At 69.5% G+C, this 15,047-nt stretch carries 11 protein-coding genes; 8 read left to right on the forward strand and 3 right to left on the reverse strand.

Annotated features, from left to right (window positions below):
- The first annotated feature begins 172 nt into the window (after window positions 1–172).
- Both ACIA47_RS00220 and ACIA47_RS00225 read left to right on the forward strand, forming a co-directional pair.
- Window positions 173–2,278, forward strand: a complete 2,106-nt coding sequence (locus ACIA47_RS00220; protein ID WP_396704106.1) for a M14 family zinc carboxypeptidase — start codon at window positions 173–175, stop codon at window positions 2,276–2,278.
- A 93-nt stretch (window positions 2,279–2,371) separates the two neighbouring features.
- Window positions 2,372–3,061, forward strand: a complete 690-nt coding sequence (locus ACIA47_RS00225) for a fasciclin domain-containing protein (protein ID WP_396704108.1) — start codon at window positions 2,372–2,374, stop codon at window positions 3,059–3,061.
- Window positions 3,062–3,067: 6 nt separating this feature from the next.
- Here ACIA47_RS00225 and ACIA47_RS00230 read toward each other — a convergent pair whose 3' ends face one another.
- Window positions 3,068–4,063, reverse strand: coding sequence for a tyrosine-type recombinase/integrase (locus ACIA47_RS00230; protein WP_396704110.1), 996 nt, complete (start codon window positions 4,061–4,063; stop codon window positions 3,068–3,070).
- Between the two features lie 323 nt (window positions 4,064–4,386).
- On the opposite strand from ACIA47_RS00230, the gene ACIA47_RS00235 reads away from it, so the two are divergent.
- Both ACIA47_RS00235 and ACIA47_RS00240 read left to right on the forward strand, forming a co-directional pair.
- Window positions 4,387–4,944, forward strand: coding sequence for a hypothetical protein (locus ACIA47_RS00235; protein ID WP_396704112.1), 558 nt, complete (start codon window positions 4,387–4,389; stop codon window positions 4,942–4,944).
- A 227-nt stretch (window positions 4,945–5,171) separates the two neighbouring features.
- Entirely contained in the window at window positions 5,172–8,438 is a 3,267-nt protein-coding gene (locus tag ACIA47_RS00240) for an NACHT domain-containing protein (protein ID WP_396705306.1), read from the forward strand.
- An 82-nt stretch (window positions 8,439–8,520) separates the two neighbouring features.
- Here the strand turns inward: ACIA47_RS00240 and ACIA47_RS00245 are convergent, their stop codons facing one another.
- Window positions 8,521–9,303 carry an alpha/beta fold hydrolase gene (locus ACIA47_RS00245; protein WP_396704114.1) on the reverse strand — a complete coding sequence of 261 codons (783 nt, stop codon included), beginning with the start codon at window positions 9,301–9,303 and terminating at the stop codon, window positions 8,521–8,523.
- A 220-nt stretch (window positions 9,304–9,523) separates the two neighbouring features.
- Between ACIA47_RS00245 and ACIA47_RS00250 the strand changes: the two genes are divergently transcribed.
- A complete protein-coding gene (locus ACIA47_RS00250) occupies window positions 9,524–9,964 on the forward strand; it encodes a hypothetical protein (protein WP_396704116.1) in 441 nt (146 codons plus the stop codon).
- Between the two features lie 61 nt (window positions 9,965–10,025).
- Here the strand turns inward: ACIA47_RS00250 and ACIA47_RS00255 are convergent, their stop codons facing one another.
- Window positions 10,026–11,624 (reverse strand): beta-N-acetylhexosaminidase, encoded by a 1,599-nt coding sequence (locus ACIA47_RS00255; RefSeq protein ID WP_396704118.1) that lies wholly within the window; start codon window positions 11,622–11,624, stop codon window positions 10,026–10,028.
- Between the two features lie 213 nt (window positions 11,625–11,837).
- Between ACIA47_RS00255 and zwf the strand changes: the two genes are divergently transcribed.
- The 3 genes from zwf to ACIA47_RS00270 all read left to right on the forward strand — a co-directional run bounded on the left by zwf (window position 11,838) and on the right by ACIA47_RS00270 (window position 15,033).
- Window positions 11,838–13,217, forward strand: coding sequence for a glucose-6-phosphate dehydrogenase (gene zwf, locus ACIA47_RS00260; protein ID WP_396704120.1), 1,380 nt, complete (start codon window positions 11,838–11,840; stop codon window positions 13,215–13,217).
- A gap of 245 nt (window positions 13,218–13,462) precedes the next feature.
- Window positions 13,463–14,911, forward strand: coding sequence for an OFA family MFS transporter (locus ACIA47_RS00265; protein ID WP_396704122.1), 1,449 nt, complete (start codon window positions 13,463–13,465; stop codon window positions 14,909–14,911).
- Window positions 14,908–15,033 (forward strand): hypothetical protein, encoded by a 126-nt coding sequence (locus tag ACIA47_RS00270; protein ID WP_396704124.1) that lies wholly within the window; start codon window positions 14,908–14,910, stop codon window positions 15,031–15,033. The genes ACIA47_RS00265 and ACIA47_RS00270 overlap by 4 nt, the downstream gene beginning before the upstream one ends.
- The last annotated feature ends 14 nt before the right edge of the window (window positions 15,034–15,047 follow it).

The raw sequence follows: 15,047 nt of genomic DNA on the forward strand, positions 1-15,047 counted from the left end.
AACCGGGGCATCCCCGTGCCCCGGACACCGCGCCTTCCTGAAAACCGAGTCGATCAAGGGTCGGCAGGGGAGCGGACCGCCAAGTCGCAAGATTCGCTCAAGATCATTGCATCGACGGACTTCGACGATCATGCTGGTCGACACGTGCCACGATCAACCCGTCGGAGGCCACATGAGACGCCAGCGACCCACCCTCATCGCCGTGTCCACCCTCATCGCCGTCACCCTCACCACCGCACCCATCCCCGCCAGCGCCCAACGCGCCGCACCACCCGACCAGGTCACCGCCCTCACCGCCCACCAGGCCGACGGATACACCACCCTCGCCTGGCAACCCGTCGACGGCGCCACCGACTACCAGATCGAACGCACCCCCGTCGACGCCGACAACACCCCCACCGGCGCACCCACCATCGTCGGCATCTGGCGGCCCAACCGCCAGATCAACCAACAGGCACCCACCTTCGCCGACGCCGGCTACAACCCCGGCGACACCTTCCAATGGCGCGTACGCGCCCGCACCGGCACCACCGAACAGCCCTACTCCGACCCGGTCACCGCCACCACCACCGCACCCTGGGGCAACCCCACGACCCCCGGCGAGCAACTGCGCACCGGCTGGGAGACCACCCACGCCGCGCAGTACACCAGCGACACCGACGAGTACGCCTACACCGCCGCCATCGACGCCCTCAGCGACCGCGTACGCGTCGTCGAACTCGGCCGCACCGTGCAGAACCGACCCATCAACATGATGGTCATCGGCCACCCCACCCCAGCGGCCACCCCGGAAGCCGTCGCCGCCACCGCACCCGTGGCCATCAACTGCAACGTGCACGGCAACGAACCCGGCGACCGCGAAGCCTGCCTCATCATGGCCCGCCAACTCGCCTTCAGCACCGACCCCCGCATCACCGACCTGCTCAGCCACACCACCGTCCTGATCGTCCCCACCATCAACGGAGACGGCCGCGCCAACAACACCCGCGGCAACTCCACCGGCCAGGACCTCAACCGCGACTACTCCCTGATCCGCCAACCCGAGACCACCGCGTACATCAAAATGGTCCGCGACTACCGACCCGTCGCCGGCTACGACGGCCACGAGTTCGGCAACTCCCGCGCCGGCGACCTGCCGATGCTGCCCCCACGGCACCAGAACGTCGCCCAACCCATCTTCGACCAGTCCCAGGACATGATCGAAGGCCACATGTACGCCAAGGGCGCCGAAGCCGGCTGGTGGGCCTGCCCCTACGGCTGCGAAGGCGGCGGCAACGTCGGCCTCAGCGAGGAAACCATCCTGCGCAACACCCTCGGGCTCAAGAACGTCACCAACTCCCTGCTGGAACTGCGCAGCTCCGGCGGCCAGACCCGCCCCGACGAGGGCAACACCACCAACAACCGACGCCGCAAGACCTACTCCGCCCTGTGGACGTTCCACCAGTTCCTCGACTACCACCGCGCAGACCGCGCCGACATCCTGAAGGCCCGCAGCGAAGCCATCGAATCCCAAGCCGCCAACACCGGCCGGCTGGTCTTCCGCGGCTCCCGCCCCATCCCCGCCCACCCGGCACCGCACCCCGGCGACAGCCCACCACCACTCGACGCGCCCCCCGCCGACCTGATCCTCGACAGCCCGCCCTGCGCCTACAAACTCACCGACGCGCAGTACAACGGCGCCCGCACCGACGGCCCCGGGGGAGTCGGCACCACCGTCGCCCAGCGCATCGCCGCCCACGGCTGGAAGGTCATCACGATCGGCGACGACCACTACGTCCCCCTCAACCAACCCGAACGCGGCCTCATCCCCCTTCTCCTCGACGGCAAGGGCGTGGAGAAGCTGACCGACGGCGAACGCGTCTATCCCAGCCTCACCGGCCGCCGCAACGGACCCCTGGCCGTCACCGGCTTCACCTGCGCCGACGACGCCACCATCAACGGCCCGGTCACCGTCCGGGCCGGCGCGGCACTCGTCACGACAGCAACGACCATCAGTGGCCCACTCACCGCCACCGGCGCAACCGGCATCCTCCTCGCCGACAGCACCATCAACGGCCCGGTCCGCATCGCCACCACCGACACGATCTCCATCATCGACGCCACCATCGCCGGCCCCGTCGACCTGTCCGGCAACACCACCGGCACCGACGCACCAGTGCTGGCCGGCACCACCATCCGCGGCCCACTCAACTGCACCGCCAACAACCCCACCCCGCACAACCTCGGCATCGCCAACACCGTCCACGGCCCCCGCACCACCCAGTGCGCGGCACTGTGACCGACACCTAGCGACCCATCACGCCGGCGGCGCGGGCCCGACACCCGCGCCGCCGGCACCTCACCACCCACCCCCGCACCCGTGGAGGCCGCCGTGTCGCACCCCACCACCCGACCGCGACACCCTCGACGATTCCGCGGACCGCACGGCGCTCGGCGCGTCCGACCGACGCTCGGCCTGCTCCTGCCGACCCTGCTCCTGGCCGCCTGCACCGGCAGCCCCGCGGCTCCCCGCACGGACGCCGCGCCCGCGAGCACCGCACCCCAGCCCACCGGGCCACTCTGCGCCGCCCTGCCCACCGGCACCGACCCCGGCAACCCGAGCTTCCTCGCCGGTCAACCCGTCGACCAGGCGCTGCGCTGGATCCCCACCCTCACCACATTCGAAGCGGCAGTACGCACCAGCGGCGTCCTCACCGACCTGCCCGCCGGCGACGGCGTCACCGTCCTGGCGCCCTCCGACGACGCCTTCGCCGCCACGTTCTCCGAGGACAACTGGGACGACCTCATGACCCACCACACCGACCAGCTCCGCACCCTGCTGAAAGCCCACCTCATCACCGGAGCCCACCCGATCGCCGACCTCACCACCGCCGGCACCGCCACCACCCTCGACGGCGTCACCGTCACCGTCGCCCGCACCGGGCCCACCGCCCGCCTCGGCGACCGCGCCGACACGGTCTGCGCCGACTACCAGGCCACCAACGCCCGCATCCACATCATCGACGCCGTCCTCGGCCCACTGCCCGTCACCGCCGACGGCACCGGCCACCGCGCACACTGACCACCCTCACCCGGGCGGCACCAGACCCGCCAGCGCGCGGTTGGTCCGGTTGGCGCGGACCGCGTCGCGCTGCTGCCCGGCCGTCACCTCGATGTACGTCTGCGACGACGCCAACGACGCGTGCCCCAACAACCGCATGATCTCCGCCGCGCTCGCACCGTCCTCCGCCAACCGGGTCGCGAAGGTGTGCCGCAGCGCGTGCAGCCGCGCACCACGCGGCACCCGGTCACCGATGCCGGCCCGCCGGTAACACGACTCGACGAGATACTGCAGGCCACCACGGCGCAACGGCTCACCACGCCGATCCACCAGAAACGGCGAGTCGGGGCGTACCGACCGCGAACCGAAGCGCCGCACCCGACTGTCCAGGTAGTCCCGCAGCACCCGGTCCAGATCCGCCTCGATCGGCACCACCCGAGGCCGCCCACCCTTGCCCGCCACCTCGACCCGCCGCTCACCGGGCCGACCGCCGAGCGAGTCGACGCGCAACGCCAGCAGCTCCGACAGGCGCAGCCCGGCGCAGAGCGCCACCGCCAAGACCGCCACGTCGCGCTCCGGCCACGGGTCGCGTTGCCGACCATCGTCCCGCGCGGCGGACGCGAGCAGCACCTCGGGGGTGTCCGCGCCGCGCAGCGGCTTCGGCTGAGGGAGTAGCGCCCGAGGCCGTCCGACCGCCGGCATCGGGTTGCCCGCCACGAACCCGTCAGCCACCAGGAACGTGAAGAAGTTGTTCCAGGTGGACCAGGCCCGATGCACCGACGCGGGCGCCCGGGGGGCGGCGAACCGCGCGAAGGCCGCGCGCATCACCCGGGGGGAGAGGTCGGTGATCGACAGCGCGTCCAGGGGTAGGGGAGGGGTGGCATCTTCCGCCACCAGGGAGGCCACCGTGCGCAGATCCCTGCGGTACGCGGCCAGGGTGTGCGGGGAGGGCTTACGGGTAGCGCGCGCGGTCAGGAACTCCTCGATCAGCACCGCGAGCGATTCGTCCTGTTTGTCATGCATAAGGGATATTATGCATGATTTTCACGTGTCCGGGAAGTGGATGGACGAGGGGGAGAGAGGCCTCATCCCGGACCGCCGCGAGCACGGCTGGAGTCGGTGGCGAAGCACGTATCGTGCGCGGCATGACGTCGCTCGCCGCCATCTGTCCCACCTGTGGTCGACGCGGCACGCCCGTCGTGTACCGGGACCCCGACGGTCCGACAGATCTGGTCTGCTCCGAGGGGCACCAGTGGCGGGCCGCTGGCCGAGCCGGGTGGGCTCCACACGCGTCGCCTACCGCCGTCGGTCTCGACACGCAAGACGCAACGACCCGGACGGAGCCCATGGACGTCAGCAAGGACGGGCGGACCTGGCGGATCGGCACGGCCGGCGACGTCGCCTGGCTCGCCGGGCGCACCACGCAGGGTCTGTCGGTCACCACGGCGATCCCGCCGGTGTTCGAGGCGTACGGCACCTTCCACCCGCCCGCCGGGGTCGGTTTCGACGCCCACGAACGCGCCGTGATCGACGAACTGGTGGCGTGCACGCCGGATCAGCCCTGGTGGCTGGGCTTCCTCGACACCGGCGCCCACGACGTCGTCTTCCCGCACGCCCCGAGGGTGTCCCTCTACGGGGACTGGTCCTACGTGTTGGTCGAGGCCGGGCCGGAGCAGGCTCTCACCTGGCGCGTCGGTCACATGCGCGGCGGCGACGGGGCGCTGCCCGACCTGTTCTTTCCGGCGGATCGCGCCTGGCTCGTCTCCGCCCTGTGGGACGACACCTGGACCGACATCGGCGCCAGCGGTGCGGTGCTCGCGGCCCTGCGACGCAACCCGCTGGTCAACGCGCGTCTCGTCGGGCCGGACGAGGACGCGTGTCCGCCGGGCCTGACGCGCGACTGAGCCCCGTCGGGATGAACGACGAGGGGACCCCCAGAACGCGCTACTTTACATAATGTGCATTATCGAATCGCCGTAAGAACGGCTGGACAGTGGACAGCCATGAATCTCTGCACGACGTAGCTTCATCAGTGGTCGCTGTCTCGGACCCTGGAGCCGGCGTTCCGTGAGCTGTTGGCACGCGCACCAGTCAGACCTCACAGCAGACCAGGAGGAGACGCGGCGTGGGGATGGTCGAGACGGCGTTGCTGCGCCTGGCCAGCTCGGTGGTGACACCGGCGGTGAAACGATGGCTGGGACGCCGCCGGGAACAACGGGAACGTGAGACGCCGCTCATCAAGCTGATCGGCTCTGGGATCACCGATGACCTCGGCCTGCGCCGGGCGGGCCGGCGGTTGGACGACATCGCCGACACCGTCTACGAACGCCTGCAGCCGCTGGTGCGCCGCCGGGAGCCGGCGCTGCCCGACAACGAGATCGCCGCCGCTCTGAACGCGGTGGCCGACACGCTGCGCGACGCGGACCTGTCCGACGCCGCAGTGTTCGCCGACGATGTCGACCCCGCGTTGATGGCCACCCGGCTGCGCCGGCAACTGCCCGACGTTCCCGCGCGGGCGGGCCTGAGCGAGGCGGCAGCTCACCTGTACGGCAGGGTCCTCGACGAGTGCTGCACCTGCCTGACCCAGTTGGTCGTGCAACTCCCCCCGTTCCAGGGCCGCGCCACTGCGCAGACCCTGGAACGGCTGTCCGCGGTGGCCGACAGCCTGACGCAGGTCCTGGCCCGGCTACCGGTGACCAGCCTGGACGCCCCTGCCGGAACCAGTCATGACGCCCAGTTCCGGACCCGGTACCTGTCCCATCTGCTCACCGTGCTGGATCATCTGGAACTGTTCGGCGTCGACGTGCACCGCTACCGGTTGCGTACCCCGCTGAGCATCGCGTACATCAGCCTGGCTGTCACCGGCGGCACCACCCGTAGCCTGCGCCGCGGTGGGTTCCGCTGGGATCCCGGCCTGCTGCGCTCCGACCGGGGTGGTGACAGCGCCTCGGTGCGGGCCGAGCAGGCCCTTGGCGATGCGGCGCGGGTCTTGCTCCGTGGTGACGCCGGCTCCGGCAAGACCACTCTGATGCAGTGGATCGCGGTCACCGCGGCCCGGCACGGGTTCACCGGAGAACTCGCCAGCTGGAATGGGCGTACCCCGTTCCTGATCCGGCTGCGTGACCACGTCGCCCAGCCGATGCCTCCCCCGCAACGGTTCCTCGACCTGATCGCCGCCACGATCGCCGGGCTGATGCCCCCCGGCTGGGTGCACCGCCAACTCGGCACCGGGGCGATCCTGTTGGTCGACGGCGTCGACGAGGTGCCCGAAGGCCAACGGCGGACGGTCCGCGACTGGCTGCACGGCCTCCTGTCCGCCTATCCCGACCTGCGGGTCGTGGTTACCTCCAGGCCGGCTGCGGCGTCCGCCCGCTGGCTGGACACCGAAGGTTTCACCTCGGTGTTTCTGGAGCGGATGGGACCGGCCGACGTCAAGGCGCTGATCCGGCACTGGCACGAAGCCGTTCGCCGCGCCGCCGACCTGCCGTGCGAACCCCATCTGTTGCCCGGCTACGAACAACGGCTGCTCGCCCAACTCGACGGCAGCGCCCACCTGCAGAATCTCGCAGGCAGCCCGCTGCTCTGCGCGATGCTGTGCGCGCTGAACCTGGACCGGGACAGCAACCTGCCCCGCAACCGGATGGACATCTACCAGGCCGCCATCGACATGCTGCTGCACCGCCGCGACTCTCAACGCGGCGTCCCCACCGCGCTACCGGAACTGACCAGCCGCGACCAGGCGCAGCTATTGCAGGAGGTTGCCTGGTGGATGACCCAGAACAGCCGCACCGAACTCACCCGCGCCGAAGCGACACAGCGCTTCGGCCATCGGCTGGCCGGGATCCGGCACATCAGCGCCCCCGTCGCCGCCGTGCTCGAGCACATGATCCAACGCAGCGGGGTCCTGCGTGAGCCGGTGCCCGACCGCATCGACTTCGTCCACCGCACCTTTCAGGAGTACCTGGCTGCCCGTGAAGCCGCCGACCAAGGACACACCGGTGCCCTACTCGAACACGCCCATCTCGACACCTGGCGCGAAACCATCATCCTGGCCGCCGGCCACGCCAACGCACCTGTCCGCATGCAACTCCTCACCGGCCTGCTCACGCTCGCCGGCGAGCGACCGAAGCAGGCCCGAAGGTTGCGGCTGCTCGCCGCGGCATGCCTGGAAACCGCGCCCGCGGTCGAGCCGGAGATCCTTACCCAGATCCGCTCACACCTGCGCGAGCTGCTACCCCGGTCCGTAGCCGAAGCCCGGTCCCTGGCGGCTGTCGGAGAACCACTGCTCGCCGAACTGCCCGCCGATCTCAGCACGTTGACTGAGGCCCAAGCCGCGGCCACGGTCAGGGCCGTGGCTCTGGTCAACGGGCCCAACGCGCTTACCACCCTCGCCCGCTACGGCACCGACCCCCGATCTCGCGTCCAGCAACAGCTCATCACGGCGTGGGAGTACTTCGACCCCAGCGACTATGCCGACCAGGTCCTCGCTGACGCACCTCTCGACGCCGGCAAGGCGACGATCCGCAGTGCAGCCCTGCTCCCCGCGCTGCCCCGGCTGCGCCACCTTGCCAGAACGGTCATTCGCAGCGACCAGAAGTTTGACCTTGCCCAGCTGTCGGACGTGCCGCATCTGGCCGAAGTTCACCTAACCGCAAACGGGATCGACGGCGACCTTGAGCATCTGGCCAAGAATCTCGACCTGAGCATTGTTTGGCTGGACGCCGATCAGCAACGGTTGAATCTCTCATCGCTGCAAAGGCTGCCCAGACTTACCGAACTGGCCTTGTGGGGCCTTGCACCCGACCAAGACCTCACCGCCCTCACCCATATGACGCAGTTGGAATGGCTCGCCTTGGGCGGAGTGGAGGTCAGCGGAAGTCTTCTCGCTGAGCTCACCGCGCTGAAATACCTGAACTTCATTCCAGCCCCGCTGTGGGATCCGGCGATGCTCGATCCTCTGCGAAACCTGACGCAGCTGTCGCTCTATGCCGGCGAGGAGCCTGCCGGTGGGATCCATGAGCTGGCGGTCAAGCTCGGTCAACTGAACAAAGTCACGTACCTGTCGTTAGGCGGCTGCACCTGGCTGACTGACCTGGCCGCGCTGGCCTCGATCGACACTCTGACCGAGTTGGTGATTGAAGGGACACCCGTCACCGACCTGAGTCCCTTGGCCGGGCTATCCCAGCTTGGCTGGCTGGGCATCGGCGACGGCGAACACTTGTTCGATCTCACTCCGCTCGCCGGACTGGCAGAGCTCAAGCATCTCTGGATCTGGAATTCGGCGCCGGGACTCGACCTGACTCCGCTGCAGGGAAAACGCATGACCGTGCACCTCGCGCGAAGCGTCAAGCTCGCCGATACCTCACGCCCGGATCGGGTACGCGTCAGACGCTACTGATCACGTGGTCACGGGTGTGTGATTCGAGGTCCAGCGAACCTCGTGACCTCGTTGGCGGGGTCTGCTCCCCCGGTGACGCATCTCAGCCGCGCGTACGGCGCAGCCAGTCCTGGGTGAGTGATCGCAGCAGGGTGGGTTGTTCGTACGGCAGGTAGTGCCCGGCCGCGTCGATCACGGTGTAGGTGCCGCGCGGATAGTGGCGCATGGCGCGGAACTGGTCGGCGTACCCGACGATCCGGTCCTGTCGGCCGGTGATCACGCTGACCGGGCCGTCGAAGACGACCTCGGCGTTCTCGTCGGGTAGCGCGTAGTCGGGGCCGCTCTGCAACTCCTGTTGGAAGGTCGGGTCGCCGGGGCCGCCGGAGTTCAGTGCCGCGAGCGCCGTCGCGACGACGGTTGGGGTGCGGTGGCCCAGGGCGGCGTCGAGGTGTGCGTGCAGGGCGGCGGGAGCGGCGTCGAGCCAGCCGGTGGGCGCTTCGAGCGGTGGTTCGTCGGGCAGGTCCCGGCTGTCGCGGGTGATGGTGACACCGGGACAGACGAGGAGCAGGCCGGCGACGAGGTCGGGTCGTTGGCGTGCGATGCCGGCGGCCAGGTACGCGCCGTAGGAGCCGCCTGCGAGTAGGACTGGCGCGTCGATGTGGTGGTCGAGCCAGGCGCAGACGGTGTCCAGCACCGACTGGGAGGTGGGTGGGCAGTTCGCGGGGGTGTCTCCGTGGCCGGGCAGGTCCAGGTAGATCTCCCGTAGGCCAGCGCCCGCGAGGGCGGGGCTGAAGGCGGCGGCCGTGGCGGTGCGGCTCATGCTGAACATGGGTAGGCACACCACCGCTGGTCCGGTTTCTGGTGAATGGTCGTACGCCAGGTTCATCTGGGAAGTCCTCGCTGGAGGTGGTGGCGATGGTGGTGCGCTCCAACCTCTCACGCCGGCGAGGTTGAGCAGGGACAAGTCCCCGTGCGGCGGGGAAGGCGATGTGCGACATCGACGCGGGGTGTCTAGTGGTGCGCTCTGGTCGCCGCGCGTTCACCGCGAACGGCGGGGCCGCACATCACCACGGGGGAACACCTTGACGAGTAAGCCTGTCCGTATTGTGGTTGGCCTGGTCGCGACCGTCGGCCTCGTTGTGGGCTGCCAGCCTGCCGAGAAGGAGAGCGCGGGGACCGCCGCGCCGACGGTGACCGCGGCACCCAGCCCGACCGTCGACGTGGCGGCGAACAGCAAGCAGGTCTGCGACGCCAGTCTCGATTTTGTCAAGAAGCACTACGTCGCGATGGCCGACGATGCGATCGCCGCCATCGACAAGCCGGTCAGCGCCAAGGAGGCGGGCGCGAAGGTGCGTGGCCGCTACACCGCGCTGTTGCAGGACCTGCGGACGGCGGCGCCGACCGCTGCCGATCCGCAGGTGCGCACCGCGTTGGAGACCTTGGCGGTAGGGGTGGAGAAGCACTTGGCCGGTCCGAAGGCCACCGAGGTTGAGGCGCCGGATCTCGACCCGCCGCTGAAGGTGTTGGACACCGCCTGCGGTCGTTGACGGTCGTGGGCACCGGCCGGGTCGGCCGGTGCCCACGAACGGCGTGCGCCGGGGGTACGGGTCAGATCCAGGGCACCTGCGGGGACGGGTAGAAGTCGACCTGTTGCAGTCGCCAGCGGGGTGCCTGCTCCCCCAGCCGGGTCCGGAACGATTCCCAGTCGTGGCTGGCGGTGGTGGACCAGCCGAGTTCGGCGATCGCGGGTAGGCGGGGGAAGGCCATGTGTTCGATGTCGTCCAGGGTGCGCAGCGTCTCGGACCACAGTGGGGCCTCGACTCCGAGGATGGCGTTCTCGCCGACGCCGGTGACCCGGGTGGCGGGGTCCCAGCCGTAGGCGTCGGACACCTCGATCAGGCCGGCCCAGCGCAGGCCGAGGCGGGTGTTGGCGTCGTACTTCATGTCCAGGTAGGCCTTGTTCGCCGGCGACATGATGATCTTGCTGCCGCGGGCGGCGGCCGCGGCGAGGCTGGCGTTGGTGGTGCCGGTGCCCCAGAACTGGGCGACGACGTCGGTGGACGGGTCGGCCTGGGTGATCTCGTTCCATCCGGAGGCGCGCTTGCCGTACTTCGCAACCAGGGGTAGGACCCGGTTCATGAAGGTGCGGTAGTCCTCGTCGGTGGTGGCGTGGGCTTCGTCGCCGCCGATGTGCAGGAATGGTCCGGGTGTGATGGCGGCGAGTTCGCGGATGACGTCCTCGACGAAGCGGTAGGTGAGTTCGTCGTTGATGCAGAGGGAGCTGTAGCCGACCGCGATGTCGGTGCGCGGGGGCGGGGCGACGCCGTCGCAGTTGAGTTCGGGGTACGTCGACTGGGCGGCGTTGGTGTGCCCGGGCATGTCGATCTCGGGGATGATCGTGATGTGTCGTGCGGCGGCGTAGGCGACGACGGCCTTGTAGTCGGCCTTGGTGAGGTATCCGGGGCCGACGCCGTCGACTCCGGTGCCGGGTCCGCCACCGACGGTGGTGAGGCGGGGCCAGGAGTCGATCTGGATGCGCCAGCCCTGGTCGTCGGTCAGGTGCAGGTGCAGGTAGTTGATTTTGTACTGGCTGAGCAGGTCCACGTAGGCGGTGATGTCGTCGACGGTGTGGAAGTGGCGTGCGAGGTCGAGCATCGCGCCCCGGTAGGCGAAGCGTGGGTAGTCGACGATTCGTCCGCCGGGGACTGTCCAGGTGGTTCGCTGCCGGTCGGGTGCCTCGATCTCGGCGGGGAGCAGTTGGCGCAGGGTTTGGGTGCCGGCGAACAGCCCGGCGGGGGTGTTGGCGCGGATCGTGACGCCGCGGCGGGTGACGTCGAGTTGGTAGCCCTGTTGGCCGATGCGGTCGTCGGCGCCGCCGATGAGCAGGGCGATCTCGGGTAGCGGGGTGGAGCGTACGGGTAGGACGGGCAGGGGGTGGCCGGTGGCGGGGCGCAGTGTGGTGGCGAGTTGGTGACCGATGCGCCGGGCGGCGGCTGAGCCGGGGGTGGTGCGGATGACGGTCAGGGGGGTGATCCGGAATGTGTTGTGCGCGTCGGGGTGGGTTTCGACCGATGCGGGGATGACGTCGCTGAGGTGTCGGGCTGGTGCGGTGGGTGTCGCGGCGGCGGCGGGCGTTGCGGGCAGGATGACTGGTAGCGCGAGTGCGGCTATGGCCAGCAGCCGTGTGGTGGTGTGTCGGCGACGCACGGTACCTCCAGGCCTCGTCATGATCGACCTTCGTCGATTAGAGTCGCAGGCTACCGGCGTTTCGCCTGCACTGTAAACCTTCCTTAACATAAGGGCTCGTCGAGACAGTGTTGTCGCCGACCTCACGTACGCCGCACGCTGGGGAATTCCTGGAGTGGGTCGTGCCGTTGTCCGTTCGGAAGATCAGGTTCGGATGATCGAATGGGAAGTGCCATGCACATGCGCTCAGACGCGGTAGTGCTGTTCGGCGTCACGGGAGACCTCGTCTCGAAGAAGCTGTTTCCGGCGCTGTACGAGTTGACCCGGCGCGACCGCCTCGACGTTCCGGTGATCGGCGTGGCCCGCTCCCGCTGGGATGATCAGCAACTGGTCACCATGGCCCGCAAGTCCGTCACCGAGGCCGATGACGAGGTCGACGACGAGACCTTCGATCGGCTGGCGGGCAACCTTTCGATGATCTCCGGCAACTACGCGGACCCGACGACGTACCAGCGGCTGGCTGAGCGGCTGCGTGACGCCGAGCGGCCGGTCTTCTACCTGGCGATCCCTCCGGCGGTGTTCGGCTCCGTCGTCGAGGGCCTGGCAGCCGTGGGTCTGGCCGACCGGGGTCGGGTGATCGTGGAGAAGCCGTTTGGGCGTGACCTGGAGTCCTCCCGCGAGCTGGAACGCACCCTGGGCGCGGCCTTCGCGCCGGAGCGGGTGTTCCGCATCGACCACTACCTCGGCAAGGAAGCCGTCGAGAGCCTCTACGCCTTCCGATTCGCCAACCGGCTGTTCGAGCCGCTGTGGAACAACGAGCACATCGACAACATCCAGGTGACCCTTGCTGAGGGTTTCGGCACCCAGGGCCGGGCCGGGTTCTACGACACGGTGGGCGCGACCCGGGACGTGCTGCAGAACCACATCCTGCAGGTCGTCGCGCTCATCGCGATGGAGGCGCCGGCCAGCGAGGACACCGCCGCGTTCCGGGAGGCGGAGGCCGCGGTGCTGCGGCAGATCGCGCCACTGTCGCCGGAGTCCACCGTCCGGGGGCAGTACGCCGGCTACCTCGACGAGCCGGGCGTGGCGGCCGACTCGAACACGGAGACGTTCGTGGCGACCCGGTTGACTGTCGACTCACCCCGCTGGGCGGGCGTGCCCTTCTACCTGCGCACCGGTAAGTCCCTGCCGGGGACGGCGACCGAGGTCGTGGTCGAGTTCAAGCAGCCGCAGCGCTCGCTGATCCCCGCCGAGCGGGGCACGGCGAGGGCCGCGAACCTGCTGCGGTTCCGCCTCGGGCGCGGTGACGGCATCACGATGTCGATCCAGGCGAAGAGCCCGGGTGCGGAGGTGGCGAGCCGTCCGGTGGATCTGTCCGTCGACTTCGGCTCGGCTCTCGGTCGCCGGCAGGAGGCGTACGAGCGGCTGCTCGACGACGCGATGGACGGGCAGCACCTGCGCTTCGCGCGTGCCGAAACGATTGAGCAGGAGTGGCGCATCGTCGAGCCGATCCTGGATCTGCCGACGGCGGTGCAGTCGTACGAGAAGGGCAGCTGGGGTCCGGCGGACGCCGACGCGCTGGCCGGCGGTTGGCACCTGCCGGACCTGCGCTAGTCGCGGCCTGAGCCGCCGCCGCCGGCGGCGGGACCGACTCGTTTTCCGGCATGCCGCGGTGTCCGGGGCGCGGCGATGCACCGACTTCCCGGAAGCCGAGTCGATCACAGGGCCGCCGCGCGGACGCTGACTGACCGCTCAGCTCAGCGGAACGACCGTCCGGCGACGGTGAGGTTTGCCGCCCACGAGTGGTGGGGGCACGTTGGGTGCGACGTTTCTCGTCCTCATCGGAGAGGAAGCAGCGCATGCTTTCCGCACTCGATCGTCGGCACACCGTCGCGCCGCCCGGCTACAGCCGGTGGCTCATCCCCCCGGCGGCGTTGGCCATCCACCTCTGCATCGGTCAGGTCTACGCCACAAGCGTCTACAAGAACTCCCTGATCGCCCACTTCGACACCAGCCAGACCGCGATCGGGGTGATCTTCAGCATCGCGATCGTGATGCTCGGGTTGTCCGCCGCTGTCGCCGGAACCTGGGTGGAGGCGAACGGACCGCGTAAGGCCATGTTCGTCTCCGCCTGTTTCTGGGCGGCGGGTTTCCTGGTCGGCTCGCTGGGCATCGCCACGCAGCAGCTGTGGCTGCTGTATCTGGGCTACGGGCTGCTCGGCGGCATCGGCCTGGGCATCGGCTACATCTCCCCCGTCTCCACCCTGATCAAGTGGTTCCCGGACCGGCCGGGGCTGGCCACCGGGTTGGCGATCATGGGCTTCGGTGGTGGGGCCATGGTCGCCTCTCCCCTGTCGCGGCAACTGTTGTCGTTCTACGACGCCGGCTACGACCCGGCCAACGCGGGGTCGACGGCGTCGGGCAGCGCCCTGGTGTGGCTGTTCGTGACGCTCGGCCTGGGCTACTTCGTGATCATGATGTTCGGGGTGGCGAACGTGCGGGTGCCGGCGCAGGGCTGGCGGCCGGCCGGCTTCGACCCGGCCAGCGTGGCAGCGAAGCCGCTGGTCACCACGGCGAACGTGTCGGCGGCGAACGCGGTGAAGACCCGCTCGTTCTGGCTGCTGTGGGTGGTGCTGTTCTGCAACGTGACCGCCGGCATCGGCATCCTGGAGCAGGCCAGCCCGATGATCCAGGACTTCTTCCGCGACAACGGCACCTCGGCGGTGACCGTCGCGGCGGCCGGCGGGTTCGTGGGTCTGCTGTCGCTGTTCAACATGGCCGGGCGGTTCGTCTGGTCGTCCACCTCGGACGTCATCGGCCGCAAACCGATCTACCTGGTGTACCTGGGTGTCGGCATGGTGCTCTACGCGCTGCTGGCGCTCGTCGGGCAGACCTCGACGGCCCTGTTCGTGCTGCTGGCCTGCGTGATCCTGTCGTTCTACGGCGGTGGCTTCGCGACCGTGCCGGCGTACCTGCGGGACCTGTTCGGCACCTTCCAGGTCGGCGCGATCCACGGTCGGCTGCTGACCGCCTGGTCGGCGGCGGGGATCGCCGGTCCGCTGATCGTCAACGGGTTCCTCGACGCGCAGGGCGAGCCGGGCTCGTTGACCGCCGCGGCGTACCGGCCGGCGCTGTTCACGATGGTGGCTGTGCTGGCCGTGGGCTTCGTGGCGAACCTGCTGGTGCGGCCGGTGCCGCAGCGCTACCACGAACCGGCGGCGGAGCAGAACCCGGAACAGGGCGCGGATGAGAACGCGGATCGGGACGTGGACGAGGACACGACGGCGCAGAGGAGTGGTACGCGATGAGTGACGACAGCCGACCCGGGCAGCAGGCCCGGTTGTGGATCTCCTGGTTGGTGGTGGCGGCGCTGCTCGGCTACGGAGTCGCCCAGACCGTCGTCACCGCGGCGAAGCTCTTCACCCACTGAGCCGGATCCGGCGG

The sequence above is a fragment of the Micromonospora sp. NPDC051227 genome, from assembly GCF_044455385.1.
Lineage (GTDB): Bacteria > Actinomycetota > Actinomycetes > Mycobacteriales > Micromonosporaceae > Micromonospora.

What these genes read in the sequence shown, in the direction of transcription:
- ACIA47_RS00230 (WP_396704110.1), bottom strand. Translation starts at nt 4,063, where the DNA reads ATGCATGACAAACAGGACGAATCGCTCGCGGTGCTGATCGAGGAGTTC.
- ACIA47_RS00265 (WP_396704122.1), top strand. Translation starts at nt 13,463, where the DNA reads ATGCTTTCCGCACTCGATCGTCGGCACACCGTCGCGCCGCCCGGCTAC.
- ACIA47_RS00240 (WP_396705306.1), top strand. Translation starts at nt 5,172, where the DNA reads ATGGTCGAGACGGCGTTGCTGCGCCTGGCCAGCTCGGTGGTGACACCG.
- ACIA47_RS00235 (WP_396704112.1), top strand. Translation starts at nt 4,387, where the DNA reads ATGGACGTCAGCAAGGACGGGCGGACCTGGCGGATCGGCACGGCCGGC.
- ACIA47_RS00245 (WP_396704114.1), bottom strand. Translation starts at nt 9,303, where the DNA reads ATGAACCTGGCGTACGACCATTCACCAGAAACCGGACCAGCGGTGGTG.
- zwf (WP_396704120.1), top strand. Translation starts at nt 11,838, where the DNA reads ATGCACATGCGCTCAGACGCGGTAGTGCTGTTCGGCGTCACGGGAGAC.
- ACIA47_RS00220 (WP_396704106.1), top strand. Translation starts at nt 173, where the DNA reads ATGAGACGCCAGCGACCCACCCTCATCGCCGTGTCCACCCTCATCGCC.
- ACIA47_RS00270 (WP_396704124.1), top strand. Translation starts at nt 14,908, where the DNA reads ATGAGTGACGACAGCCGACCCGGGCAGCAGGCCCGGTTGTGGATCTCC.